Here is a 25,079-nt window from a genome sequence, read left to right as displayed (position 1 = left end):
GTGGACCGCCGCGAAACCGCCGCGCTGCTGGCCTACATCGGCCGACTCGACCCCCGCACCATCCGCACGGACACCGGCGAGGCGCGTGACCAGCTCGCCCAGTGGCACGATCTGCTCGGCGACGTGCCGATGGCCACCCCGCACGGCTGGGACGCCCGCGTCACCGCGCGCGAGCACATCCGCACCTCGCCGTACCAGATCCTGCCGGCGGACGTGGTCCGGCCCTGGGAGAGCTACCGGCGCGACCGCCTGGCCCGGCACTCCGACCCGACGCCGTCCGCCGATCCGGACGACCAGGCCGCCTGGACCGCCGAGCTGGTCGGCACCCGCCGCGCCGTCGCCGCCGGGATCGCGGAGCCCGCACAGGCCCGGGCGATCACCAGTGGCCGCGACGGGAGCGACCCGAGGCTGGAGGCGATGCTGGAACAGGTCGGCTCCTGCATCCCGCCCGCTGCCCGAGCTGCCCTCGCGCCCTACCGGCCCGCGCGGGCAGCCCGCGAAATGGCCGTCGCCCGGGGAGGCCCTGACGCTCTGAGCGTGCGCTGCGAGTGGTGCAAGGCCCAGCCCGGCGAGCCCTGTCGCCGCCGACGGATCGGCCCCGACGACGGAGTACGCGCAACCGCCCCGCGCGCCACCCCGCACCCCGGCCGCGAGGACCTCGCCGCCGCCCAGCAGGCCCACCCCACCGACCAGGCCCAACAACCCGCGATGGCCTGACCGGCGCATCCAGCGCGTGCACCCCGGCGGTGCACCACCTCCTCCCCCCATCACCGCCCCGGCTGCGGCGCACGCCCGCGCGCCGCAGCCGGCACCCGACGCCGCGCCCGCCCGGCACCGCCCCGCCCCGCCCCGCCCCGCCCCGGCCGACGCGGCAGCACATCGGAGACCCGCCTTGCGCCACATCACCACCCACGACGCACCGGCCACCGGCCTGCGCGGCATCGCAGACACCAGCTGGCACACCCGCGGGACGTGCCACGGCATGGACGTCGAGGACGCCGACGCCGTGTTCTTCCCCGGGCCCCGGGACCACGAAGAGATCGCGGAGGCGAAGGAGCTGTGCGGCTGGTGCCCCGTCCGCCGCGCGTGCCTGGACTTCGCCCTGGAGAACGTCCTCAAGGAGGGCGTCTGGGGCGGCCTCACCGAAGCCGAGCGGCGCCCCTTGCACGACGGACTGCACAAGCGCCTCGACTACCGGCGCGTGACCGCCTTCTTCCAGGGACGCAACGTGCACCTGACAGAGGCCGAGCGGCAGGTCGTCATCGACCACGCCTACGTCCGGGGCTGGCGGCCCGACCGGCTCGCCGGCGCCCTGCAGATCAGCCACAAGCACGCCCGGGACCTGCTCCGGCAGGCCGCCAACAAGGTCTTCGACCGCGACCGCATGTACGGCGTGCCGCGGCCCAAGAAGAAGCGGAAGAAGGCCCCCAGGACCAAGGGCACCCCCGCGACCGCGGCTCCCGGCACTCAGCAGCCGGCAGGCCGCCCGGCAGCGTCGGACCCGGCGCCCGCCCTTCTCGGAAAGGCAGCATGACCCACCCCGTACTCGCCTTCGGTGCCACTTCGGACCTCTCCCTCCTCCTGGCCGCCGTCGTGCCCGCCGCCCTCGCGCTCGTACTGACCGCCTGGGCCATCCGGCGCCGGGGAACCCGAACGCAGAAACGTCCCGGCGGACCGGCGGTCAAGGTCGCCGCCGTCGCCGCCCTGGGCTGCACGGCGTACAGCGCGGACACGAGCTGGCGGTTCGCCGCCGACTATCTCGACATGGCCGGCACCGCCGAGCGCGCCGCGATGTTCGCTGCCGCTGAACTCGCCCTGTTCGCGACCGCTCTGATGGCACGGCAGAACCTGGCCGTCCAGGGCGCCCCCGGGCTGCCGGGCACGCTGGTCTGGGTGATCACCACGGTGCAGGTGATCCCCGCCTACGCCGAGAGCGGCCCCGTCGGCGGCACGGTCAGGGCCTTCGTCGGGCCGGTCATGGCGGCGATGCTGTGGCACCTCGCGATGGGGATCGAGTTGCGCCTGCGCACCCCGGGCGCCGCCTCCCACGGGCTGATCGCCGTCCTGGGCCGAGAGGCTCGCGAGCGTCTCCTGTCACGCCTGGGCATCGCCGCGCGAGACCGCGACGCCGCGCAGATCACCCGGGACCGGGCCACCGCTCGCGCGGTCACCCTCGCCGCCCGCCTCGCCGAGCGCACACCCGACCAGCAACGAAACCGTCGGGGCCGGCGGCTCACGCGGCGCCTGTCGAAGGCGGTCGGCAGAGCCTCGGTCGGCACCGATCCCCTTCAGCGCGCGCAGCTGCTCGACCAGCTCGCCGCCCGCCGGCACGCACTCGCGCTCGCCACGGTCCCGCTGCCCTCGCCCTGGTCCCCGGTGCAGAGCACCGCAACGGCAGCAACGGTCCCCTCACGGTCGGCCTCGAAGGCGCCGGTCCCCGTAGCCGGTCCCCACACTCCCGCCGAGTCGGACGGGGACCCGGGACCGAGTACCCCGAGGGGACCGGTCCCCAAGACCGCGGACTCGAAGGCGTCGGCAGGCATGGGGACCGAAGGCCAGAACGCGGGGACCGGGGTGGGGACCGAGGTCCCGGAAGCAGGCGCGGTCCCGGGGACCGGTCCCGTCAATCCGGAAGCGTCAAAGGGGGACGCTGGAGGCGTGGGGGCCGAACGTCTAACGCGAGAAGCGCCTGCTCAGGGCCATGATTCGCGGCGGGGACCGAACGCCGCCGAGTCGGGGACCGAACCCACCGGGGACCGGGGACCGACCGACACCGACACGGGGACCGAACCCACCGGGGACCGGGGACCGACCGACACCGACACGGGGACCGAACCCACCGGGGACCGGGGACACAAGGTCCCCCTCCGGCGGAAGACGACCACGAGGGCCAGGACGAAGAACAAGGGGAAGCGCGGTCGGCCCCGCACCCCGCAGACACAGCGCCCGCCACGCGAGTTGGAGCAGTCGGTGGAGCAGCTCGTCCAGCAGGTCCGCCCCCACGTCCCCGCCCTGCTCGAACGGGACGGCAACGAGTCCGTCACCCGGGTCCAGCTGCGGGAGATCCTCCGCCGCGAGGGCCTGAAAGGCGGCCGGAACGACCGGCTGAGCCTCGTCCTCCAGGAACTGCGGAGCGACGACACCACAAAGACAAGGAGCACCGCCCGATGAAGACATGCCGCCGGTTCGACACCTTCCGCACGCAGTACGAGCGAGAGATCCGTTTCATGCTCGCCCACTCCGAACGGCACGCGGGCAGGCCGGCGGCGAAGTCCAGCGCGAAGCAGGCGGCCTCGGCGAAGCAGCGGATGGCCCGCGCGCTCAGCAGCCACGTCGGGCGCTGCCCCGAGTGCGGCTGAACAGGTAAAACCCCAGCTCAAACCCCATATCCGCAGTTGGGGCCCGGATCCGCGCCGGGCCCCGTCCCGCTCAGGAGGTATGTCGTGATCCCTCGTCCACCGCGCTCGTCCGAGCCCACCGTCGCCGAGGCTGATGCCTGGGCGGACGTTCTGGTCCGTCGGCAACTCCTCCACGCCGTCGTCCCTACGCCGACCGGGCAGTGGCTCGTCCAGGACCACCCTGACGGGCCCGTGCGCGTCCTCGCGGGCCCGGCCCATGTCCTCGCGCTGGCCGCGATGCTCCAGCACCACACCCGCTCCGCGAGGCCCGAATCCCGATGACGAACGCACCCTCGAACGGCACCACCCCGGAACGTGATCCCGACTCCAACTCGGTCTCGGGGCGAGCAAGTTGGGGCGGAAGCGTAGCTTCCGCCAACCCCGCCCCCAAGGGGGACGGGGAGGACCTGCACCGGGGGGCGCAGGTCCGTCAGGCTTCGACCGAGGGCGGATCGAAGCCAGGACAGGCGGAGAAGCAGACTGAGCCGCGTGTACGCCGACAGCGCGTTCCTCGCGCCCGCCAGCGTCCGCGCCAGTCGCCCGAGAACAAGCGCCTGCACCAGCCCAACACACGTTTCAATGACGATGAGTTCGCTGTGATCAAGTCCGCCGCCGCGCAGTGCAGTCTGTCCGTCGCCGGGTTCCTCGCCCGCTCCGCGCTCGCCGCCGCCCGCGACCTCGACCGCACCAGCGCCCAGATCGCAGACGAACGCGAAGTCATCACGGCCCTGTTCGACAGCCGGCGTCGGCTCGGCTGGGCCGGCAGCAACCTCAATCAGGCAGTCAAGGCGCTCAACTCCGGTGCAGACGTTCCTCATCTCGACGCGGCCGTCGCCGCCGTACGGCGTGCCGCCGACACCGCCCACGAAGCCGCCACACGGCTGATCGAGCACCACGGCTCATGATCCCCAGCGTCAACCCGTCCGGGTCGGACACCAGAGGTCTCCTCTACTACCTCTACGACACCGGCAAGTACGAGGATCACACCGACCCCCATCTCGTGGCCTCCTTCGACGGCATGTCCCCCGACCCCGGCCGCGACGCAACCCTCACAGACCTCCAGCAGCTCCTCGACCAGCCCATGATGGCCCTGCCGAAGCACGCCCGCCCGGCCAAGCACGTGTGGCACACCTCCGTACGCGCCGACCCCGGCGACCGGATCCTGTCCGACGAGGAATGGGGTGAGATCGCCCGCCGTATCGTCGCCGCCACTGGCATCGACCCCGGCGACGGACAGCCCGGCTGCCGCTGGGCAGCCGTACGCCACGCCGATGACCACATCCATATCGTCGCCACCCTCGTCACCGAGGACGGCCACCGTCCCGACGACTTCCGCTCCGGCGCCCGCGCCCAGGCCGAAGCCCGGCTCATCGAGAAGGAACTTGGCCTCTATCAGGTCGCCCCCGGCGACGGCACCGCCGCCCAGCGGCCCACCAGCGCCGAACGCCACAAAGCCGAGCGGCAGGGTCGCGAGCGCACCGCCCGCGAGGAACTGCGCGAAACCGTACGGCGGGCGGTGGCCGGTGCGGGGAGTGACGAGGAGTTCTTCGACCGGCTCGCCGCCGCCGGCCTCCTGATCCGAAAGCGCGCCGCTCCCTCCGGAGACCTCCTCGGATACAAGGTCGCCCTGCCCGGCGACCTGAACAAGGACGGCGAGCCGGTGTTCTACCCCGGCGCGCGCCTGGCCCCCGACCTGTCGCTGCCCCGCATCCGGGAGCGCTGGTCCGCCGGCACCGGGACCGATCCGACTCCCCGGCAGCAGGACACGGTCCGTACGGGGCCCGGCATGCCGGCATCCGCCCGCCGCGGGACGGCATCGGCCGCGTGGCAGGCCATGCTCATCGTCGAGCACGGCGACGACGCGGTCGCCGCCGCCCACATCGCCGCCGCCGGCGAGGTCCTGGACGCGCTCGCGAAGACCTCCGCCGCCCACACCCGCCGCGAACTGCAAGACGCCGCAACAGCGTTCGAACGCGCCTCCCGCTCCCACGTACGCGCCGTACGCGGGCACGACCGCGCGCTGCGGCAGGCCGCCCGCGACCTCGTCCACGCAGGGCCCGCCCTCGGCCGCGGAGAGGACGGTGCCACCACCGCGATGGCGATCGACATGCTGTTCTTCCTCATCACCACCGCCGCCCACTGGCACGCGAGAAAGGGCCACGCCCAGCAGGCCGAAGCCGCCGCCCGGGCCGCCGAGCACCTGCGCACCGCATACCAGACCGCCTCCGCCCAGCCCCTCGGCGTGCTCTATCAACGCGGCCGACGGCTGAGCCGCCCCATGCTCCAGCGACAGACCGTGCTGCTGCGCGAGGCGCTGCCGCAGCTGGCCGAGCAGATCCTCGCCGAGCCCGGCTGGTACGCCCTCGCGGCGACCATCGCGGAAGCCGAAGCCGCCGGCCACGCCCCGGGCGCCCTTCTGTCCGACGCGGCAGAGCATCGCGAACTCGACACCGCCGAGTCCGTGAGCGATGTGCTGGTGTGGCGGCTGCGGCGGACGGCCGATCTGCCGGCCGATGCCTCGCTGCACACCGTGAGCGGCACCACAGGGCGCACGCCCGCTACCCGCACAACGGCGACTCGTCCCAACGCACCCGACCGGCGCCGCGGCGGGGACGAGGCCCCGGCCAAGACCCGGTGAATCCGGCCGAGTGCGGGCGGGCTTACCGCCGCAGCGAACGACCGGAGGGAGTGACGTGTCGCCCGGCCCCGACCTTGTGACCTGCGCGAAGGGACTGTGGACTTTGTGAATTGCAACCGCCAGGGGCGTAGGAGACGATCTTGAGGCGATCAGGACGAGGCAGAGGAGGAAGCCACGGTGTTTCATCGAATACGCCGCCGGGCCAAGCAGCCCAGCGAGGCTCAGCGCGAGTTCGCCGCGTTGCATGCGCGGCTGCAGGACCAGGTGCCGCCCGGTTTCGGGGTGGCACAGGTCGAGCCGGAGCACGCCGAGCCGACCGCGATGGTGGACGACTTCCTTCCGCCAGAGCTGCGGGTACCCGGCCACGACCAGCTCGACGGCAGGATGATGCCGTGGACACAGCCGCTGGTTCTCGACGGTGAGATGGCCGTCTGCGCCGAGTGCGGAACGTACCGGGACTGGCTGATCCTCTCCACCCGCAGCCAGGTCTGGCTGCGGTGCCGGGCAGGCCACCAGTGGCTGGAGCCCCGCCTCGACACCGCCTGGTACAACCGGAACTCCGGGCCTGCGGACGCGACCTACGCCACCTTCGAGGGCTGCCTGCGCCACCTCGGGCACTGACCACCACCACTACGACCCCACCGGGCCCGCGGGCCCGCACTGACCACCCGTCGCCTAATCAAGGGGTCAGTTCCGTCATGCGCGTTCGCGTCGCCACCACCGCCCTCGGCCTCACCGGCATCCTCCTCACCGCACCCGCCTGCTCCACCGGCATCAAACCCGACACCGCCACCCGCAGCGGGAAGCCGGCCAACACAGACCAAAGGGGCCCCGTGCTCTCGTCGGCCGCGCTGGAGACCCGCCTGCTCGACGAGAGTGACCTCGGCACCGGCTACCTGCGCAAACAGCAGCGTCCCGCCCACCACGACGACGTCGCCGTCATCGGCTGCCCGGCCCTGAGCGAGCTGGGCGACGCCCCCGTGACCGGCGCCACGCTCGCCTTCCCGCACAAGGCGAAAGCGGCCTTCACCTACAGCGGCAGCAACTCCGAGATCGCCGAGGAGCTGTACAGCGACAGCGCGGACAGGCTGTCCACAGGCATCGGGCAGATCTTCGACGCCATGTCCAGCTGCCCGACCTATCAAGTCGTCACGGGCGGGACCCCGATCGACGTGGCCCCGCAGAAGCTGCCCGCGCCCCACGGTGCCGGTGACGAGCAGTGGAGCCAGCTCCTGACGTTCTCCACCGGAGGACGGAGCACCGTGGTGAAGCAGACGGCGGTCCGTGACGACAGCCTGCTGCTGATCCTCTCCGGCTCCCCGGCCCTCGTCGACCGCCACCTCGACAAGGCCCTCACCAAGGCCACGACAGCCGGCTGACCGACCCCGACGCACTGCTGCCCCGACCGTCTTGGTCGGGGCAGCAGTGCTGTACAGCCCGTTCCGCTGCACGGCTCGGCAGGCTCTCAAGGGGATGTGACCCATGCGGCGAGTGAACTCCCCGCGGTCATGACGAGGGTTGTGACGACGGCCGCCACCAGCCAGGGCGAGATACGTTGAACGACGACGTGCACTCCACCGAGACGGAGCTCAAGGGCGGGCTGCTGCTTCTCTTCGCTTCGAGACATACGGCTATTCAGCCGCACAGGAACGTGGCATCGCTACGCCATTCGTCTGCCACTTCACCCCACTTCAACCGGCCTGTGATTACCACAAGTTGAGGGGCACCACTACGCCAAAGCACTGCCACTTTCCCCCACTTTGTGCGCTGGCGATACCACGTGCGAAATCCTGACCGCTACCCCGAGCCGCCCCCCACTTCACCCCACTTCCAGGCCGCTGAGCCAGGCAGCTCCGACGCGTCGTCGGCCCCGCACCCCAGCTGTCTTCCTCCGGCTCGGCTACTGCCCCGAACAGAGACGAGATGACAGAAGCCCGGCCTCCGTTCGGGAGTACCGGGCTTCTTCTATCGGGCTGAGGGGTGCTGTCGACCGCTAGGCCGGCGCCCGCAGCAGGCGCTCCCGTGTAGCCACAGGAAGCACCCTGCGCAGGACCGGAGCCGTCGAGCTGACGGAGGCGGCGAACGCGGCCACGAGGTCGTGCGGCACGCTGGAACCGAACGAGGCCGCCCACAGACAGGGTGAGCCGAGCGCGGGCTCCGCCCATGCCTGCCATCCGGCCGGCCCCTCCTCATCGGCCTCGGTCGTCAGGGCACGCGGATCGGCGTCCTGGATGAGAGGCAGCGCCTCCCCGAGGCTGATGTGCGAAGTGAAGGTCGGGTCCGCCGCTGCCACCTGCGGCTGGTCGATGTCGCGGAGCCAGCCATGTGCGGCAACGGCGTCGAGAACCACCTCGGGGTCGGCGAGCGGCACGGCCGGCTCGTCCCGAGCATCGAGCGCGACGAGGAAGTCAGTCACCGCCTCGCCGGGGACGTCGGTCGTGAAGTACGACGACCACGACGCGAGCGGACTGCTCGTGTCCGCCCGGGCCGAGATCTGCCAGGCGATCGGCAGGCCGCCCAAGTGGAACGGCTCGTCCGCCAGACCCCACTGCGCCCAGCGCAGGGCCTCGGGGCTGATGTGCAAGACGGTGCTGCGCAGGACCTGACGGTCCTCCGGTGCCTCGTCCGGCTCGTGCCGTCCGCGGACGGTCGTCAGGCTCGTCCAGCCCAGGCCAGTAAGTGCATCGGCGACGGCGTCGTAGAGGCGCCCATCGTCACCGGCCAGATGACGGGGACCGACCCAGAACGCGGGCTGTCCGCCGTCCGGAGTGGACGCATCGAGCGGGAAGTCGGGGTACAGGGGCGCCTCCAAGGGCTCGGTGCGGGTCTCTAGTTGCCGCTGGCAGCGCGGCGGGGGCGGCGCGGGGGCGCCTGAACGGGGCCCTGCCAGGTCAAGGCGATGGCGACCTCGGGCGGCAGGTGTCCGAGCTGTGCGTCCGGATCCCGTCCTTCCGCGAGGTAGACGACGGTCCGGCCGGTCTCGTCCACGGACTGCACGACCTGCGCGAGGCGGTGCGCCATCGGGAAGAAGGGGTTCATGGCCTGGCGAACCGGAGCGCTCCGGTCGCAGACGGACAACAGATCGATGAGATCGCCGACGGTCATCTCCGGGGACGTCACGAACAGCCTCCTGGCGTGAGGGGACAACGGGAGCAGAGAAACGGGCCGGGGTCGGCCGTGGGCCAGACCGCCGAGTAATAGGAATGGAGATCTGCACAGTCATGCGCGGCGCGGGGGTCTGGTACACACGCCAAAACGGAAGCAAGGATGTCGGCCAGCATCTCCTCGGTGCCAAACGACAGGTGAGTGCTGGGCGCCTTCGCCATACCGGTGACGGCGATCGTCCAACCCTCGCCGTCGATACCGGGGCAGCACCTCGGAAACCAGCCGATGCAGAAGCGGCCGTCCTTCGAGCAACGTCACGGCAGGCTCGGTCGCCCACGATGAGGTGGAGTCCTCCGCAGACAACTGGTCCGTGACGAGCGTGGCCAGCCACAGGGCCCAAGCTGCCACTCACAGAGTCGAGGGCCCTACGGTGCTGAAACCGTAGGGGCTCACGGGAGCTACAGTCACCGGCAATCACCTCTCTGACCTGGCGTTTCTTGCAAGGTCGTCTACGTTGACATGCCCTCGCCCGCGCTGGCCAGTCTTTCCGCACTCTTTCCTGTCTGCCCCCGGCGAACTTGTGTCCGTTGACAGCTGTGGGATCTCAGACGACGTGGCCAAATCTCACGACTGATGGCCACTCGGCGGCCGAGTGGCCACGAATCTGAGACTGACTGGTCAGCCTGTTCACTCTTTGGGGTGAGTCGGACGTGACGCGGACCCCTCATGGCCGGGTCCTATCCGGGCCGCCCGAGGAGGAGATGGGCTTTCCGAGAACGGGACGGCCGAGCTCGCCACTGGTGGTCGTCAGACATTTCTCGACAACACGCTGACGTCGACCTGTGCGCGTCTGGTGACCGGTGAGCCCGGCGCCTCGTTGAACACCGTGATGACGGCTTGTGCAGTGGGACGGGGGGCGGAATGCGGTCGCGGTGGATCGCAATGTGGGCAGCTTGCGCCGCACTGATGGGCGGGCTGCTTCTGCTGTGGAAGATGCAGGATGGCCAATACGCCGAAAGAGTCAGTTCGATCTTGGCCACGTCAGTGGGGCTGCTAGGGGTACTGGCTGTGTGGACGGGACGTCAGCCACGCGGAAGCTCCAGCTGCGGGCAACTCACTGATGCCCTGGAAGTGTTGGCTCGGCTGGTCCGGAAGGAATGGGAGGAGGAGGCCATGCTGCGACAGTTGTTCGACCCAGCTCCCCTTCCCGTGGCATGGATCAACTGCTCGCTGCCGGATTTATCCGATCACCAGGAGCTGACTGGTGGGCCTTTCGCCTGTCGAGTGGATGACTCACACGAGTTGGCGACTGCCTTCCGGGGTCTGCCGCGCCATCGCCTCGTGGTGCTGGGCTCTGCGGGGTCTGGCAAGACCACATTCGTTGTATTACTCACGCTCGCCCTACTGCGCGACCGCCGCACCGAAGATGCGATCCCAGTGCTGTGCTCGGTTACCTCTTTCGATCCCGCCAGGGAGAACCTGCAGCGGTGGCTGGTTCGGCAGATCGCCACTGGTTACCCGACACTGACTGACACCCAGACCTTCGGGCAAAGCGCGATGGGTGCGGATCCTCTGAAGTGACGGTCGGGATCAAGCCGTGAGGCTGTAGTCCTGCTGGTCAGGGCTGGGGTAGAGGCGTTGATGCTCGCGAGCCGCATGGAAGATCCAGTAGTTCTCGAAGTCTCCATTCGTGATCAGCGCGCGGAGTTGGAGGACGGCTTCGGCGCCGTCGAGGCCCCAGCGGGCCCCGGTGATGTCGAGGCGGTCAGCGATCAGGTGGCGGCAGGCGCCTTCGACGGCGCCGGTGGCAATCGGCCAGCCGGCCGCGAGGGCGGTGTCGTAGCGCAGTTGGTCGAGATGGCCGGTGAGGTAGCGGTGGCAGGTGATCACTGCCTCGCGGCGGGCGGCGGGAAGCTGTTCGGCTGCGGCCTGGGCGGTCATCTCGGTGGCGGCGCGGTCAGCGTGTCCTGCGAGGATTGCGGTGAGTTTGTCCGCGGCCCAGGTTTCGGCCTCGCGGCTGCCGGGCGGGTGGAAGGCGTGCGCGGCCGTCCAGCAGTACTCGGCGACGTGAACGAAGTCGAGCAGGACGTGGGGGCGGATGTCGCGGCGGGCGGCTTCGGTGTGGATCAGGTCGAGTTGGTGGCGGGCGCCGTCGACGAGCACGATCCAGTCGCGCAGATGCTGCGGGTCGCGGGCCTCGGCCTGGGCGAAGGCGTCGGCGACGACCTGTTCCGGAGGACGGATCACCGAGGCGGTGCACCATTTCTGCTGTGCTTTCGGGCCCGGCCGCGGCGGCCGTATCTCGCTGCGGCCGCCGGGCGGGTGGATGATGTCGTGCGGCCGACGCGGGGCGGGAGCGGTATCGAAGACGCAGGCCACCGTCGCCATGCGTTTGCGGTTGGGTTTCTCTCCCGGGGCCAGGCGTCCGCGCCGCCCGGCCGCCGCGGTCTTGGCCGCGGCCTGGCGGGTGGCTTCGCGCAGGGCTTCGGGCCGCATCACCACGCCCTTCCCGTCGATCTGGATGACCAGCGGCATCTCGCGGGTGCACGGGGTGGGGATCTTCACCGCGTAGTAGGCGGCGGTGTCGACGGCAGCGGCGACCACCAGTTCTTTGAGGCGGCGCTTGCCCAGGACCTTCCCGCACCGTCGCTCGATCGCGGCGGTGGCTTGGTCGAACGAGCCGCGCACCGCTTCCAGGACCGCGAGCCGGACCAGACCCCGTGAGTGCCGGCCCGCGGGCAACGACAATGCTGCGTCCGCCGGGTGCACGTTGGGCACGCCTCGGCCGCGGTAGGCGATCCGGGTCACTCGCACCGGCCCGAACACGCAGGTCAGCCAGCGACGGTGCCCCCTCTCCCGCCAGGCCCGCGGCAGTCCTTCCGGCCCGAGAACCACGGGCTGCCCTCCGTCCGCACGCACGGCGTCTTCCTCCTTCCTGGCTCGCAGATCAAGGTGGTCCTGCATCAGCTGCCGGAGCAGCTCGCGTCCCAGCTGTTCGAGCTGAGCTTCCAGTTCGTCGTGGGGCATTTCCGCCGCCGGGGCGCCGGCCAGCGTCGAAATGAGGTGTTCGAAGGCATCACGGGAGGTGGAGTACGGGTCAGGCTGGGATAAGGCGTCGTACGGTTCCATCGAGGGCTCTTCTTCGGCAGTGATTCGTTCTGGTTGGCACCTTCGAATCTACGGAGAAGAGCCCCTTGGTCACTAGGAGTTGGCCCGGTCCCGCCCCGGGCCTCGGCGGGCGAGGGTGAACTGTCCCGGCACGTCCTCGTCCAGCCAGCCCCGCTCCACCAGCCGCTTCAGCTTGCCTCGGGTCCCTTCGATCTTCCCGGTCGTCGTCGGCAGCCCGATCCGCGGCACGATCTGCTTGGCCTGCAATGGTCCCGGCGCGTCAGCGATGATCTCCACGATGTCCCGGTACACATCCGGCAGCACCGCCACGACCAGGCCCTCCCGCCATGGCGGCACCATCATCACCCCGACGCCGTGAGGTGCCGTTGTCTCGTTCGGTTCTGGTGCATCCCTGGCCGGAACCTCTGGTTCGGCCTCTGCAGCCGAGAGCTCCGCCAACACCTGCGCGACGGTCTCCCGCGTGATCTCCAGCCGCGAAAGATTCTCCCGCGCCTTCTCCAGCCGAACGACCAACTCCGCAGCCTCGGCCTGGAGTTCCTCCACTCGCTGTCGAGCGGCGGCCTCCCGCACCTGAAGTTCTTCCGGCAAAGACACCATGGCGCCCCACCTCCACCCCGCCACGGTAGAAGTATGACGGCGCCGACCACACGCCAATCAGCGTCTTCCCAGGCCAACCGCCCCGAGTAGGAAGTACACCGGAACCCGTTCGCGCTGATGCGCCCCAGATGCGAGGCTGCCGTCTCCAGACTCCGATAGAAAAGGCCCAGATGACGCCCGACGAGGCACTCAGGCGGTTCAGCCACATTGCGCGTGAGAGGGCATTCGGAAGGCACGTCGGATCTGACCGCCTCATTCAGGCCGGGGTGGACGCCCTGATCGCCGGAGTCGAGGCCCCGTCCCTCGCCATGCTCGCGGGGCTTCTGCGTAGCGAGGAACCCGAAGCACCTGCTCTCTTCGACCAGGTGCTGGAGGAGCTGGGGCTGGCCTTTCACCCGCCTGCCAACCCCCGGGCTGCGAAGTGGGCGATGGCCTATTGGATCGCCGGCCAGATCGCGGACGGGTCTCTCGATCCCGCCACCGGCACACACCTCATCTGGGCAGACATCGCCTACGACCTCGGTTATCCAGGCGACTTGGAGCCACTCGTCCACTGCGCACACAATCTGGACGGCTGGGAAGAGAACTGGGGCGTCTCACGTGAACAGCTCAACCGAGAAGCGGTCGAGGCTGCCCGCCAGCTGCTGAGCAAACGACCACAGCACGAAGGCGGTCACTGACCCGAGTCGAGCATCCCTTCAAAGGATCCGCACCCAAGCGCGATCGAGGACCTGGTGGCCGAGGGTAGGGTCCTGCCAGTCTTGGATGGCCTGGATGAGCTGTCCCCATCTGCGGCCACCGCTGTACTCATGGCGCTCAACGACAGCCTCGACCCACGAGTCCCGCTCATCTTGACTTGCCGGACCGCTAATTACCGCCGTGCGGCAGCGACCTGCGGCATTCTCGCCGGCAGCGTTGCGATCGAGCCCTCCCCTCTTCGACCTGAGGATTCCCTGACAGTGCTGCGCTTGGCCACGCCTCCTGGCTCGCGCCAGGAGGCGTGGCGAACGCTGACACAACATGTGGCCCAGTACCCGAATGGTCCTGCAGCCCAGGTACTGGCCAACCCGCTGATGGTCGCCCTGACCCGGTCGGTATACGCCGACGCGCCCGGTGATCCCTCCGAACTGACCGACCAAGGCCGCTTTCCGACCCAGGCCGTCATCGAGCACCACCTACTCGACGCTCTCATCCCAGCCCTCTATAGCCGCGCGCAAGGGCGCCGGTCGTCTGTCCGGCGGAACTGGGACCCGCGACGTGCCCATGGCTACCTCACCTACTTGGCTAACAGACTTCACCACCATGCCTCCTACGATCTTGTCTGGTGGCAACTGCCGCACTGGTTGCCGGTTTTGGACCGATCGGCACCACGCGCCGCGCTTTGGAGCCTCGCGACCGCTGCTCTGGGACTGGTGGCTGACGGGGTGCAGCGCGTATTCATCCAAGACCTCGCATGGAGTGCACAGGACGCACTGACCCTCACCGGCTTGATGGCTGCGGCGACGTTCTCCATGCAGCAAATCGGCACTTGGGCGAGAGGCAGACCTCGACTGCGGCGCCGTCCGGGCGGTGCGCGCGTCCTGACTGCAGCCGGCGGAGCACTGGCCTTCGCCACGCTGGCGGTACTGACGGGAGCAGTGGCCGTTGGAACCGGTGCTACCGCTGTTGCCCGCTTCCTCGTCTACGCAAGCACCGTCACATTCATGTTCCTCATCGTAGTCCACAGTGCGGGACTGCCGGTGCCTGCCGCCGGGCCACGCCGTGGCAGCCTCATCCCACGGCACTGGCGCCGCCTCCTGCTTCGGGCGATGACCACCATCGTTGGCACTGCCGCGCTCGCCACTGGGGGCTTGAACGTCTACGTCATCGTTCACACACAGCAGCTCTCCTTCTCCGCCATCGCCTGGACCTACGGCCCTCTCCTAGGAGCACTGCTCGGTACAGGACCAGCCGCGTTGCAATGGGTGAAAGGCACCAATGGCGCGCACGCCCCCACCACCGTCCGGGATTCCGTACGCAGCGACCGGCTGGTCGCACTGGTCAGCGGTGCAGTTGCTGGGTTTCTCATCGTCTTGGCTGACTTCGCTATGGACGTGATCGACCGCATCATCATGCCCAGTCCCGCCCACCGTATCTACGAGCCGATCTCGTCCTCAGCAGCCGAGCTGCCCATCGTCGGCATCAGCAGCATGATGCTCGCCTGCGTGGCCTACGCCTGGCCCCACTACTCAGCCGCACGCCTCCTACTCGCTCTCCGCGGCCGACTGCCGTGGCGGCTCCAGAGCTTCCTCGAAGAAGCTCACCGTCTCGGCATCCTGCGCCAGGCCGGACCTGCGTACCAATTCAGGCACGCCCGCCTCCAGAACCACCTCGCCGGACTGCCTCTGCTGCCGCACGCTCGGCATCGGAGCACCTATTCACCATCCCCGAGAAACTAGGCCCGGTGCGCGAAAAAGCCCTCCTGCAGTGCCTGAAATACCGTATCCAACGAAATAGATGGTCACCAGACGGCCACGCCTGACACCCCGCAGCCGTCGAACCTGCCCGACGATGTACATGCCCGAAGGATTCGGACATGGTCGTGAGACTGAGTGGCTGGAAACGGTGTGAGACGCCACGAGAAGTGACAGGTCACAGCGTCGCCGTGTGTCGCGAGCGGCGAGAACCTACAACAGCTGTGGGATCTCAAGTTCGGCTGCATACTCTCACCGCCCGCTGCATGTCGACTGCACTCTCCGTGCTTCTCGACGAACTCGCCCACCGCGCACGGCACATCGAACTGACCGGCGAGCCCCGCCGCGGCACCTCCCGCCTTGTCTGGGGTTACGCCTCCCTGCCCGTCTCACTCTCGGCGCGCGCGGATCATCGGTGAGCTACCCTGCGCGCATGCGCGGACAGTTCACCGGCTGGCCGGAGCAGGCCATGGACGTGTTGTGGCAGCTCCAGGGCGAACCGACCCACGCGACCCGCGAGCGCTACCGCGCGGACCGCGAACGCCTGGTCCGGCAGCCGATGATCGCCCTGCTCAACGAGGTCGCGGACACCGACCCCCGGTACGAGGACTTCTCCGTCTGGCACTACCGCACCGACTCCTGGTGGTGGCAGCACCAGGGCGCGGTGATCCGACTCGGCCGCAAGATCGAGATCAATCTCCGGTTCGACCTGGACGGCCTGCGGATCCAGGGCGCCTGGTGGTACCCCGATCCCGGCCAGGTGGACATGTTCCGCAAAGCCGTGGCCTCCGAGGGGAGCGGCCGCGAACTGTCCGCCATCGTCGAGGACCTGCGGAAGAAGGGCTACGACATCTCCGGGGACGTGATGAAACGCCTCCCGCGCGGCTATCCGACGGACCACTCCCGTACGAACCTGCTGCGCCACCGTTCGCTGATTGCCGCCCGTCCCCTCGGCTGCGAGGAGTGGCTGCACACACCCGAGGCGGTCGACCGGGTCCTCTCGGCCGCCGCCGACCTGGACGCCCTGCTGATGTGGCTGGTCCGCCACGTGAAGCGCGCCGCCTAATGGGGCCAGCTGGGTCGGAGAGACTCGGTGCCGTAGCCGCCAGTAGGTGAGCACTTTCGCCGCCGGAAGCAGTTGAGTTCTGGTGTCAGACCGTGCCCCTGCTGGTCGGCCGGGAGGCCAGACCGCTGATGGGGTGGCGTGCCCGCCGGGCAGTGGGGCGTGAGCACTGGATCCATTAGGCCGCGCGCCGCCTTCCGCGGGCTGCAGGAAGCGAAGTGCCTTGCAAGGAGGGAAAGTTGCTGCTGATCGGCGATGACTGGGCCGAAGACCATCATGATGTCGAGGTCCAGGACGAGGCGGGCCGGAAACTCGCTGTGGCGAGACTGTCCGAGGGCGTGCAGGGGATCGCGAAGCTGCATGAGCTCCTCGCGAAACACGGCGGCGAGGACCTGGATCCGGCCGGGGTGGTGGTGGGGATCGAGACCGACCGGGGCTCGTGGGTGCAAGCCCTGATCGCCTCCGGCTACCAGGTCTACGCGATCAACCCCAGGCAGGCCGCCCGCTTCAAGGAGCGGTACGCCACCTCCGGCGCCAAGAGCGACAAGGGCGACGCGCACGCGCTCGCCGACATGGTCCGCATCGACCGCGACCAGCTGCGGCCGGTCACGATGTCGCGGCGCCGGTCCTCGGCAAGGGCGAGGGCCAGGTCGAGGATGAGCGAGCGTTCGGTGTGCTCGCCGGCGGCGATGCCGTCCAGCACCTTGACCGGAGAGCTGTTTGTCACTTCGCGGCAGCTTCGGGAGGACAGGGCCGTCTCCCAGATGATCTCCGGGTCGCGACGCTAGAAGTTCCCGCCCGCGGCACGCCGTGCCTTGAGGGCCGCGGCCAGAGCGGTCGCGGCGGCCCGGGTGCCGGGATGGTCCTCGCCCAGCACGCGTGAGCGGCCCGCGAGGACCTGCTGGAACTGGTCGACGGCCAGGTTGAGTTGCCCCGCCGCCTGATAGGCGTGAGCAAGGTTATGACGGTAGAGGAGCGTGTCCGGGTGGTGTTCGCCTTGGACCCGGACCGTGGCCCTCACGGCCTCCTCGTGCAGGGGGACGGCCCGGTCGAGCTCGCCCGCCTGCTGGTAGGTACTGGCGAGGTTGTTGCGGGCAGCGCGCGTGTAGGTGTGGTCCTCGCCCAGGACCCGCTCCATCGCCTCCAGGCTCTCCGCGAACAGCGGGACGGCCCGGCTCAGGTCCCCAGTCGCCTGACAGGCGTGGGCGAGGTTGCTGCGAGCCTGGAGCGTGTGCGGATGGTGCTCGCCCAGCACCTCCGCCCGGCCGGCCAGCGCCCGTTCGTGCAGCGGTATGGCGCGGTCGGGATCTCCCGCCGCGTGGTGGGCCATGGCGAGGCTGTGCAGGGCGCTGAGGGTCTGCGGGTGGTACTCGCCCATCACCCGCATCATGGCGTCCAGGCTCCGCGAGAACAATGGGATGGCACGGGCCAGGTCCCCCGTCTCCTGATGAGCGAGAGCGAGGTTGTTCCAGGCGGCCAGCGTGCGCGGGTGGTCCTCGCCCATCACCCGCCGCGTGGGGTCGAGGCTCTCCTCGTGCAGTGCGACGGCCCGGCCTGCGTCACCGGCCTCGCGGTGGGCGACGGCCAGGTTGTTCATGGCGTTGAGGGTGTCCGGATGGTCCTGGCCCAGGACCCGCGTCATGGTGTGCAGGACCTCCGCGTGCAGGGGGACGGACCGTGCGGGATCCCCCACCGCCTGCAAGGCGCTGGCGAGGTTGCTGCGGGCCTTGAGTGTGTCCGGATGATGCTCGCCCAGCACCAGCGCCGAGCCGCTGGCGGCCCGGTCGAGATAGGCGACGGCTCGACGGGGCTGGCCCTGGCTGTAGGCGAAGACCCCGGCCAGGTTCAGCGCGGTGGAGGTGGCGCGGGTGTCGGTGTCAGTGTCGGAAGGAGCCTGCTCGGTGAGGGCGTCGAGGTGGGGCAGCAGGGCGCGCCAGGCGGGCCAATCGCGGCGGTCGTTCGCACCCGCCGGCAGGGCTTCGTACAGAAGCGCGCCAGCCTGCCGGAACGCGGCGGCGATGTCCTGGGGCCGGTGGTGGGGGGCCCTGGGATCAGGTGTCCGGGCGAGGGCCTGGACCAGACGGTGGACCTTCACGGTGTCGCCGTCGAGGGTGATCATGCTGTAGGCGGCCAGACGTCCCAGGGCCTTGTGAGACCGTCCAGCAGGTACCGGGGGATCGCGTCCGGGGCGTACCAGGCGAGGACGCGCAGGATCCGGCCCGCCAGCGGCGTGTCGGAGAGGCGGTCCAGGGTGACGTTCCAGATCCGGGACATGGTGCGCTCGCCGTGTTGCCCCTCGCCGCCCTGGTGGTACATGTCGGCGGGGTGGGCTGCGAGCAGGCCCAGGTAGGTGCGGGGGCTGATGCCGGTCTCGGCAACGTAACCGGCCGCCTGCTCGATCGCCAGGGGCAGGTGGCCCAGTTCGGCGCAGAGTTCGGCCGCGCCGTCGAGAGGTGCCGTGGAGTGACCGGCGCCCTGGACCAGGACACGGGTCAGGAGGGCGTGCGACTCCTCGGCGGTCAGGGTGTCCAGGGGCACGGGGACGGCGACGTCGTGCCAGCCGGACGCGCGGCGGCTGGTGATCAGGATCCGGCCGGAACGGACACGGGCGAGGAGGGGCTGGACGTGGGCCGGGTCGGTGACGTTGTCCAGGACCAGCAGCCAGCCCTGATGGGTGGTCAGCCACTGCGCGGCCCGCTCGGTCAGCTGGTCCGGCGGGAGCTGGGCGAGGGCGGGTTGCAGAGCAGCGGCCAGCGCCGCGAGTCCTGCGGAGAGGGCGGTCGGGGTGTCGGCGGTGATCCACCAGACCGGGTTGTCGGCGTCGGCGCGGGTGGCGGCCCAGTGGGCCGCGAGGGCGCTCTTGCCGACCCCGCCCAGTCCGTGCAGCGCCTGCACCACGAGCGGGTCCGTCCGTTCTGACGTGCCGTCCAGCAGGGCCAGTTCGCGGTCCCTCCCGACAAACGCCGCGCGCCGTGCGGGCAGGCTGAGCAACCCCGGCGGGGCGCCGACGTGGGCGGGCGGGCGCAGTTCCTCCGGCGGTACATGCACGATCGTGGTGTGGTCGCCGGTGCTCGCCACGCCCAGGAAGGCGCCGCCCTGGGTGCTGATCGCGATCGCCCGTTCACCGGATGCCGTGGCGTCGGCGGTGACGGGGGGATCGCCCGGCCGGGCGGCGCGGGTCCTGCGAGTGAACGGCCACCTCACGCCCGTGGCACCTCCTCGGGCCGGTCGCCGGTGGTGATGTGGCCCTCAACCCCGCCGTTCACGGCGACCGACCTCTCCCCGGAGGCCGTCACGGAGCCGGGCGCGGGCGGCTCGTCGGCGGGCCGCGGTCCGGGCGCCGGACGCGGAGCCGTGGGCGGTGGGGCGGCACGGGGCGAACCGCTGTCCCCGGTGAAGATGTTTCCCTTCACCGGTCCGGCGACCGCGACCGCCCGCTCCCCCGACGCCTCGACGCGGGGCGGGCGTGGCGTCGCGTCGCCCGCGGTGCCGTCCGAGGTGGCGAAACCCTGGCCCCAGAGCACCGCAAGAGCGGCCACGGCGGCGCCCGACGCCGAGGCGGCGCCCCACCGGGCGCCCACGTCCTCCACGAGCGGCACGAACACCCACGTCCCGCACACCACCGTCGGCACGGCGAACGCCACGATCGTGACCCCGCACGCCAGCAGCCAACGCGTTCCCCGACCCAACGAGACCACCCCTGTTGCTCGCCTGCGCGCACCATGCTGGCACAGTGCATGAGCGCTCGTACAGCGAACGATTCGCGCGCCCGCACACCCGTTGGCCGGGCGCAACGGAACCGTCCCGCGGCCGGAGTCGACCGCGACCGGCTCCCCGGGAGCGCGGCACCGTTCCGCGCCACCGGCGGGTGCCGGTGGGGCGTTGCGGCCGACCGGGGCAGGCGGGGACCGGCACCGTCCCGGCCGGCGGCGGCAAGGTCACAGCCGGTTCGCTCCCGACTTGTTCCGGAGCCGGTCCTGGTCCTCTTCCAGCAGCGTCCAGACCTCGATCAGGTCCTCCGGTTGCCACTCCCGACGCACACCCGGCTCCTCTCCTCGATCACCACAACGCGACCAAGGTGATGCGAGCACAACAGAGGCAGGGTCAGAACGTTGAAAACCGGTACAAAAGGTCGTCATATCGACCACTAAAAGCTACTTGTCACTTCGCGGCAGCTTCGGGAGCACAGGGCCAAGTAGGCGCGGTTCGGCCGATGTCGAGTCCTGGTGATCTCGGAGGGCATCCGCAAGGGTTTGGCCGTCAAGCCGCTCGCCCGTCGGTACGCACGGTCAACCGGTCAGCCCGAAACCATAGCTACAAGATCCCTTCCAGGCCGGACACCTCGGTCCATGATGTCAGCCACTCCTGAGCGGTTTCCACCTTGCTGGTCTGGGGGCAGAGCGTCCACGGCGCGGTCAGCCGGTGTTGGGTGAAGAGCTCCTCCAGAGCCGTGCGCCGGAGGGCGTACGGTTCGCGGAGCAGCTCGGTGCCGTCGATCTGGAAGACGTCGAAGGCGATGAAGTGTGCGGGCAGCTCCTCGGCCAGCCGCTGGGCTGTCCGTCCGCTGGAGGCGGCCCGGCGTTGCAGCGCCTCGAACGACAGCTGGTCGCCGGACCATACGACCAACTCGCCATCGAGGACCAGACCGTCAGGCAGCTGATCGGCGGCTCGGGCCAGGTCGGGGAAACGGGACTGGATGAGGCTGCCTCGGCGGGACTGGATCAGCACGGGTCCGGGCCCCGGGAACGGGGTGAAGACCAGCGCCCGGTAGCCGTCGAACTTCGGCTGAATGACCAGGTCAGCGGGCTGATTGCCTGGCGTGGGCAGCTGGTCGCGGGCGTAGGCGCGGGCCAGCATCGGTTCCACCGGCGGTCGCAGCACCATACGTCCGGTCTACGGTCCCGCCGCCGGAGGCGCGACTTGAGCTGGCCCGGTCAGGAGTTATCCACAGGCGTCAGCGAGGACCGGCGGCGGTCTCTACCGTGTTGCTCCAGCCGATCATGAGGACGGGGCAGCCGATGATGTACAGGGTGGATCTGGCGGTCCGGGTGGAGGATGCGCTGGCCGAGCTTCCCGAGGAAGGCCGGCGCGAGGTGTTGGAGATGATCGCCGCGGTCCTGGTCCGGAGGGAGTCCTGGCCCGCGGTCGGCGGATGGGACGTGCGGTTCGCAGCCCGGTCGTGGGTGGCGTTCACCGCGTACAGCGACGGAATCGACGTGTACGAACTGGGATGGGCTGGCTGAACACTGCAGCGCTACCCCCGCCTTGCGCGTCTTCACCTGCGCATACCCATGCTGCGAAGGCGACGTTCGCCAGTCCCCGTTGTGAGCAGGATCCGGTGCCCGGATAAGTGCCAGACCCCCGAGACTGGCGTGTCTCGGGGGCCTGGCGAAGGGGGTGGAAGGGCTGGTCAGTTGGTGTCGGTGCTCTCGTCCCGCTGGGGCTGAGAGTCTGTGCGGCGGCATGTGGCGACCACTGCGGCGATGCCGGCGACGAGCAGGAGGCTGGCGCCACCGATCAGCCACGGTGTGGCGTCGGCTCCCGTCCGGGCGAGGGAGCCGACCGGGGCCGACGGCGACGCTGACTGCGCCCCGTCCGTGAACCGGGTGGGCGAGGACGCGCTGTCCGGCGTGCCGGTGGCGGTCGTCTTGGGCTTCGGCCCGCCGGAGGTGTCCTGGTCCGGCGTGTCCGTGGGCGTGGAGGAGGTGTCCGTCGGGTCGTCGCCGGTGGGCTGCTCGGTCTCGGTGGGCTGCGGCTTGGTGGCGGTTTTGGCGTTGGTGACCGTGACGGTGACCGGAGACCCGGGCCCGGCGGTGAAGGTCTTGGCCGGTGTGTAGAGGTCGTAGCCCGCGGGAGCCGTGACCTGCTTGACCCAGAATTCGGCCCAGCGGCTGGGCACGGGGAGGTCGCCGGTCGCGGTTCCCTTGGGGCCGGTGGTGAGGGTGAGCAGGGTCGTGTCGCCGCTGCCGATGTTCACCGTGGAGCCGGGCAGCAGCCTGCCGGTCTTGTTGTCCCTGGCCCTGAGGGTGACGTGGGCGGGCTTGAACGGGTCGACGATCGTCACCCGGGCGATGGCGCCGGGGGTGACGATGACGTCCTGATCGGCCGCGATGTCGTGCAGGGGGCTACCGGAGGCTGTCTCCTTAAGCCGGTAGACGCCGGGAGCAAGGTCGGGGAAGGTCACCTTCCCCTGTGCGTCGGTCTTCCCGCGTCCGGCCTCCTGACCGGTGGCGTCGAGCAGCAGGAACGAGGCGCCGCGCATGACGTCGCCCGCCAGGTCCTTCTTGGTGATCGCGACGCTGCCCACCGCGTCGGCGGTCGAGGTGGTCTTCGTGGCAGGGGTCGGCTCGGCCGGCTGGGCGGAGGCGGCCGGGGCACCGGCGAGAGTGCCGGTCACGGCGCCGGCGAGGGCGGCCGGCAGGAGGAGTCTGCGGACGGTACGGGCGTGCACGGGAAAGGTGGGCTCCTTGATCAGGTGGTGGAGGAGAGGCAAGGTCAGCGGCTTCGGCCGCGGCTCGCAGGGGGCGGGGCAGCTGGCGGGGGTCCGTGGTCCGGGTGGACGAGGGCGAGGCGCAGCCCGTCGTAGGTGTCCGCGTGGATGGTTTCGGTGAAGTCGATCCGCAGTCGCGGCGGTGCACCCGGGACGGGGGCGGCGAAGTAGGTGTTGCCCACGACGGCGTGGTCGTGGAAGGGGAGGCACAGGTCGGCGAAGAATTCGGGGGCCTGCAGCGACAAGAAGGAGCTCCGGTCGAGATCGAGCTGGTGTTGACGGCGAGGGGCGGGCAGCACTGGCCGGCTAGTGGTGCTCCAGCGCGGGACCCGGGCGGCGGGGAGCGCGGCCGGGCGGCGAGAGGCAATGCGCCGGACAACGAGGGACGTCGGGATCGACGGGCCGGGCGGGAGGATGGGCGTGAGCTGGGGTCAGCGGGTGCGGTGGGCTGCTGGGGACGGCGGCACCGGTGCGGGGACGGGCCCTTGGTGGGAGGGTGTGGTGCCGGCGCAGCGGCGCAGGGCGGCCTGGACGGCGCGTTGCTGTTCCTCGATCGGGCGCTGGTCCAGCAGGACCAGGCCCCGGGCGACGGCCGGGTCGTGGGGAGATCCGGACCCGAGTCCGACGATCTTGGCCGCGGTCTCGGCTTCGACCAGTACGCCGAACTCGGCTGGAATCCCGAGGAGTTCACTGGCGTGGTGGCGGGCGCCGTCGAGGGCTGGCAGGAGGCTGATGCCATCGCCGAGGCAGTCGGCGAGGATGTCGAGCAGCAGGTGTGTGGCCGACTGCAGTCGGCTGCGGAAGTCGGGATCGGTCAGCCAGAATCCGTTCGGTTCCGGTGCCGGTGGACGGCCGGACAGGGTTCGTTGTCCCGGTGGCGTGCTTGTCCGGGCTCTCGTCGTCGGCTGGGGGAACCACAGCCGGGTGAACTCCTCGATCGCGCTACGGAGCTTCGTGGTCGCGGCTCCCTGCCACGGCGGCTCGTCGCGCTGGCGCCAGTCACGCATTTTTGCGTAGCCGTCGCGACCCGGGGCGCGACCGATGGCTACGTCGCGACTGTGGAAGGTGTCGTGGTCGGCGAATGTGAGGATCACGGTGTCCAGGACGCCGCCCTGGGCGGTGTGGAGGATCTGCAGCCGCAGTCCGTCGTACTCGCCGACGCGCATCGTGCGGGAGAAGTCAATCCGCAGGCGTAGCGGGGAGCCCGGCTGCGGGGTGGCGTAGTAGGTGTCGCCGATGACGGTGCCGTCGGTGAGGGCGAGCTGGTGGGTGAAGAACTGCTCGGCGTGCAGTGGGATGACGCAACTTCTTTCGGGGGACGGTCGGGTGGGTCAGCGGCGCAGTGCGGGGCGGGAGCCGACCGCCGGTTCGGGCGGGGGTGTGCTGGTGGTCCATCGGCGCACACTGCGGGCCGGCAGGGCGGCAGGCTGTCGGGCTGCGGCGGTGCGTCGGAGATCCAGCGGCGTCGGTGTGGTCGGCCGGGGCGGGGAGACGGGGGTGAGCCGGGCCAGGCGAGCGAGCCGCGGATCCAGGGCGTCCTTGTAGCGCAGGACGGGGGTGGGATCGGCGAGGGCGGCGGCGGTGGCAGCGATCAGATGGTTGGGAGTGCGTGCGGTGAAGGTCGCCTTAGCGCGGGTTCGCCAGCCCGGTGGTCCGGCCCACAACGTCACGGTCTCGGCGTAAATGCTGGTACTGACGATGTCGATGTTCGCTCCGGCCAGCCCGTCCGGGGACACGATCTCCACCATGCCGCGTGCCGGGGGCTTGCGCTCCCAGCCCGCGTCGAGCAGTGGCTGCACCGAATCCGTCCAGTACATCGACCGGGAGGTGAGGAAGGAGTCACTGTCTTCGTCCCACTCGGCGGCGAGGGCTCGGGTGAGTCCTTCGACGATCTCGGGTGGGGTGTTGTGGTTGATGCGCGCCGTCCATCGCGGGGCGGAGACGGAGTCCCCGGCCGCGCTGATCAGCCATGTGTCGTAGTCGTCGCCGAACCAGCCGATGCGGATGCGGTGGTCCGGCGAAGTGATGACCAGCTGGCACGGCCCGACATCGAGGTGGTGGTGGGGCCAGTGGGCCACCGGGGCGAAGCTGGGGTCGGCGTGTCCGGGCAGCCCGGCAAGGTAGCGGGGCGAGACGTAGACGTCCCCGCCGCCGAAGGAATCGTCGTTCGAGGGCACAAAAGTCCTGAAGAGTGAGGGAGTTCGAA

26 protein-coding genes and 2 pseudogenes are annotated in these 25,079 nt (G+C 70.2%); 16 read left to right on the top strand and 12 right to left on the bottom strand.

Going from position 1 to position 25,079, the window contains the following annotated elements; all coding sequences use genetic code 11:
• From ACZ7MG_RS01395 to ACZ7MG_RS01355, 9 genes are all read left to right on the top strand, one after another.
• On the top strand, positions 1–717 hold the full coding sequence (locus ACZ7MG_RS01395; RefSeq protein WP_471386098.1) for a zinc finger domain-containing protein: 717 nt from the start codon (positions 1–3) through the stop codon (positions 715–717).
• A 175-nt stretch (positions 718–892) separates the two neighbouring features.
• The gene (locus ACZ7MG_RS01390; RefSeq protein WP_471386100.1) at positions 893–1,534 is read left to right on the top strand and encodes a WhiB family transcriptional regulator; all 642 of its coding nucleotides are present in this window, start codon (positions 893–895) and stop codon (positions 1,532–1,534) included.
• The gene (locus ACZ7MG_RS01385; RefSeq protein ID WP_471386102.1) at positions 1,531–3,171 is read left to right on the top strand and encodes a hypothetical protein; all 1,641 of its coding nucleotides are present in this window, start codon (positions 1,531–1,533) and stop codon (positions 3,169–3,171) included. The genes ACZ7MG_RS01390 and ACZ7MG_RS01385 overlap by 4 nt, the downstream gene beginning before the upstream one ends.
• On the top strand, positions 3,168–3,359 hold the full coding sequence (locus ACZ7MG_RS01380) for a hypothetical protein (RefSeq protein WP_471386104.1): 192 nt from the start codon (positions 3,168–3,170) through the stop codon (positions 3,357–3,359). The genes ACZ7MG_RS01385 and ACZ7MG_RS01380 overlap by 4 nt, the downstream gene beginning before the upstream one ends.
• Before the next feature lie 84 nt (positions 3,360–3,443).
• Entirely contained in the window at positions 3,444–3,680 is a 237-nt protein-coding gene (locus tag ACZ7MG_RS01375; RefSeq protein ID WP_471386105.1) for a hypothetical protein, read from the top strand.
• 314 nt (positions 3,681–3,994) lie between these two features.
• Positions 3,995–4,303, top strand: coding sequence for a mobilization protein (locus ACZ7MG_RS01370; protein WP_471386107.1), 309 nt, complete (start codon positions 3,995–3,997; stop codon positions 4,301–4,303).
• Positions 4,300–6,036: a relaxase/mobilization nuclease domain-containing protein gene (locus tag ACZ7MG_RS01365; protein ID WP_471386109.1), complete on the top strand. Its 1,737-nt coding sequence runs from the start codon at positions 4,300–4,302 to the stop codon at positions 6,034–6,036. Before ACZ7MG_RS01370 ends, ACZ7MG_RS01365 begins: the two co-directional genes overlap by 4 nt.
• Before the next feature lie 177 nt (positions 6,037–6,213).
• Complete coding sequence (locus tag ACZ7MG_RS01360; RefSeq protein ID WP_471386111.1) at positions 6,214–6,657, top strand: hypothetical protein; 444 nt, start codon at positions 6,214–6,216, stop codon at positions 6,655–6,657.
• Positions 6,658–6,734: 77 nt separating this feature from the next.
• Positions 6,735–7,415 (top strand): hypothetical protein, encoded by a 681-nt coding sequence (locus tag ACZ7MG_RS01355; protein ID WP_471386113.1) that lies wholly within the window; start codon positions 6,735–6,737, stop codon positions 7,413–7,415.
• Between the two features lie 614 nt (positions 7,416–8,029).
• Here ACZ7MG_RS01355 and ACZ7MG_RS01350 read toward each other — a convergent pair.
• A complete protein-coding gene (locus ACZ7MG_RS01350; protein WP_471386115.1) occupies positions 8,030–8,848 on the bottom strand; it encodes an SPDY domain-containing protein in 819 nt (272 codons plus the stop codon).
• 17 nt (positions 8,849–8,865) lie between these two features.
• Entirely contained in the window at positions 8,866–9,156 is a 291-nt protein-coding gene (locus ACZ7MG_RS01345; protein WP_471386117.1) for a hypothetical protein, read from the bottom strand.
• 1,158 nt (positions 9,157–10,314) lie between these two features.
• On the opposite strand from ACZ7MG_RS01345, the gene ACZ7MG_RS01340 reads away from it, so the two are divergent.
• Positions 10,315–10,722 carry a hypothetical protein gene (locus ACZ7MG_RS01340; RefSeq protein ID WP_471386118.1) on the top strand — a complete coding sequence of 136 codons (408 nt, stop codon included), beginning with the start codon at positions 10,315–10,317 and terminating at the stop codon, positions 10,720–10,722.
• Positions 10,723–10,731: 9 nt separating this feature from the next.
• On the opposite strand, the gene ACZ7MG_RS01335 is transcribed toward ACZ7MG_RS01340, so the two are convergent.
• Entirely contained in the window at positions 10,732–12,270 is a 1,539-nt protein-coding gene (locus ACZ7MG_RS01335; RefSeq protein ID WP_471386120.1) for an ISKra4 family transposase, read from the bottom strand.
• Positions 12,271–12,342: 72 nt separating this feature from the next.
• A complete protein-coding gene (locus ACZ7MG_RS01330; protein WP_471386121.1) occupies positions 12,343–12,867 on the bottom strand; it encodes a hypothetical protein in 525 nt (174 codons plus the stop codon).
• A 170-nt stretch (positions 12,868–13,037) separates the two neighbouring features.
• Here ACZ7MG_RS01330 and ACZ7MG_RS01325 point away from each other — a divergent pair, with 170 nt between their 5' ends.
• The 5 genes and pseudogenes from ACZ7MG_RS01325 to ACZ7MG_RS01305 all read left to right on the top strand — a co-directional run.
• Positions 13,038–13,547, top strand: coding sequence for a hypothetical protein (locus tag ACZ7MG_RS01325; protein WP_471386123.1), 510 nt, complete (start codon positions 13,038–13,040; stop codon positions 13,545–13,547).
• A gap of 129 nt (positions 13,548–13,676) precedes the next feature.
• The gene (locus tag ACZ7MG_RS01320; RefSeq protein WP_471386125.1) at positions 13,677–15,305 is read left to right on the top strand and encodes a hypothetical protein; all 1,629 of its coding nucleotides are present in this window, start codon (positions 13,677–13,679) and stop codon (positions 15,303–15,305) included.
• Positions 15,306–15,586: 281 nt separating this feature from the next.
• On the top strand, positions 15,587–15,739 hold the full coding sequence (locus tag ACZ7MG_RS01315; protein ID WP_471386126.1) for a hypothetical protein: 153 nt from the start codon (positions 15,587–15,589) through the stop codon (positions 15,737–15,739).
• Positions 15,740–15,753: 14 nt separating this feature from the next.
• A complete protein-coding gene (locus ACZ7MG_RS01310; protein WP_471386128.1) occupies positions 15,754–16,386 on the top strand; it encodes a DUF2461 family protein in 633 nt (210 codons plus the stop codon).
• A 236-nt stretch (positions 16,387–16,622) separates the two neighbouring features.
• A pseudogene (locus ACZ7MG_RS01305) lies at positions 16,623–16,991 on the top strand (IS110 family transposase); the annotation flags it as partial.
• A gap of 176 nt (positions 16,992–17,167) precedes the next feature.
• Here ACZ7MG_RS01305 and ACZ7MG_RS01300 read toward each other — a convergent pair.
• The 4 genes from ACZ7MG_RS01300 to ACZ7MG_RS01285 all read right to left on the bottom strand — a co-directional run bounded on the left by ACZ7MG_RS01300 (position 17,168) and on the right by ACZ7MG_RS01285 (position 21,267).
• Positions 17,168–18,502, bottom strand: a complete 1,335-nt coding sequence (locus tag ACZ7MG_RS01300; protein ID WP_471386130.1) for a tetratricopeptide repeat protein — start codon at positions 18,500–18,502, stop codon at positions 17,168–17,170.
• Positions 18,499–19,587, bottom strand: a complete 1,089-nt coding sequence (locus tag ACZ7MG_RS01295; protein WP_471386131.1) for an AAA family ATPase — start codon at positions 19,585–19,587, stop codon at positions 18,499–18,501. The genes ACZ7MG_RS01300 and ACZ7MG_RS01295 overlap by 4 nt, the downstream gene beginning before the upstream one ends.
• On the bottom strand, positions 19,584–20,072 hold the full coding sequence (locus tag ACZ7MG_RS01290) for a hypothetical protein (protein WP_471386133.1): 489 nt from the start codon (positions 20,070–20,072) through the stop codon (positions 19,584–19,586). The genes ACZ7MG_RS01295 and ACZ7MG_RS01290 overlap by 4 nt, the downstream gene beginning before the upstream one ends.
• 625 nt (positions 20,073–20,697) lie before the next feature.
• Complete coding sequence (locus tag ACZ7MG_RS01285) at positions 20,698–21,267, bottom strand: ATP-dependent DNA ligase (RefSeq protein WP_471386135.1); 570 nt, start codon at positions 21,265–21,267, stop codon at positions 20,698–20,700.
• Between the two features lie 137 nt (positions 21,268–21,404).
• Here ACZ7MG_RS01285 and ACZ7MG_RS01280 point away from each other — a divergent pair, with 137 nt between their 5' ends.
• The gene (locus tag ACZ7MG_RS01280; RefSeq protein ID WP_471386473.1) at positions 21,405–21,626 is read left to right on the top strand and encodes a hypothetical protein; all 222 of its coding nucleotides are present in this window, start codon (positions 21,405–21,407) and stop codon (positions 21,624–21,626) included.
• Positions 21,627–21,793: 167 nt separating this feature from the next.
• Here the strand turns inward: ACZ7MG_RS01280 and ACZ7MG_RS01275 are convergent, their stop codons facing one another.
• From ACZ7MG_RS01275 to ACZ7MG_RS01260, 4 genes and pseudogenes are all read right to left on the bottom strand, one after another.
• Complete coding sequence (locus ACZ7MG_RS01275; RefSeq protein WP_471386137.1) at positions 21,794–22,834, bottom strand: SpaA isopeptide-forming pilin-related protein; 1,041 nt, start codon at positions 22,832–22,834, stop codon at positions 21,794–21,796.
• A 92-nt stretch (positions 22,835–22,926) separates the two neighbouring features.
• Positions 22,927–23,118: pseudogene (locus ACZ7MG_RS01270) on the bottom strand (hypothetical protein); the annotation flags it as partial.
• 186 nt (positions 23,119–23,304) lie between these two features.
• Complete coding sequence (locus tag ACZ7MG_RS01265) at positions 23,305–24,039, bottom strand: hypothetical protein (protein ID WP_471386139.1); 735 nt, start codon at positions 24,037–24,039, stop codon at positions 23,305–23,307.
• A 165-nt stretch (positions 24,040–24,204) separates the two neighbouring features.
• Positions 24,205–25,050 (bottom strand): SPDY domain-containing protein, encoded by an 846-nt coding sequence (locus ACZ7MG_RS01260; protein ID WP_471386142.1) that lies wholly within the window; start codon positions 25,048–25,050, stop codon positions 24,205–24,207.
• Positions 25,051–25,079 lie beyond the last annotated feature (29 nt).

It is taken from the genome of Streptomyces sp. NPDC107538 (assembly GCF_055657445.1).
The sequence above is the reverse complement of the archived record's forward strand: the minus strand, read 5'-3'. Positions and strand labels throughout refer to the sequence as shown.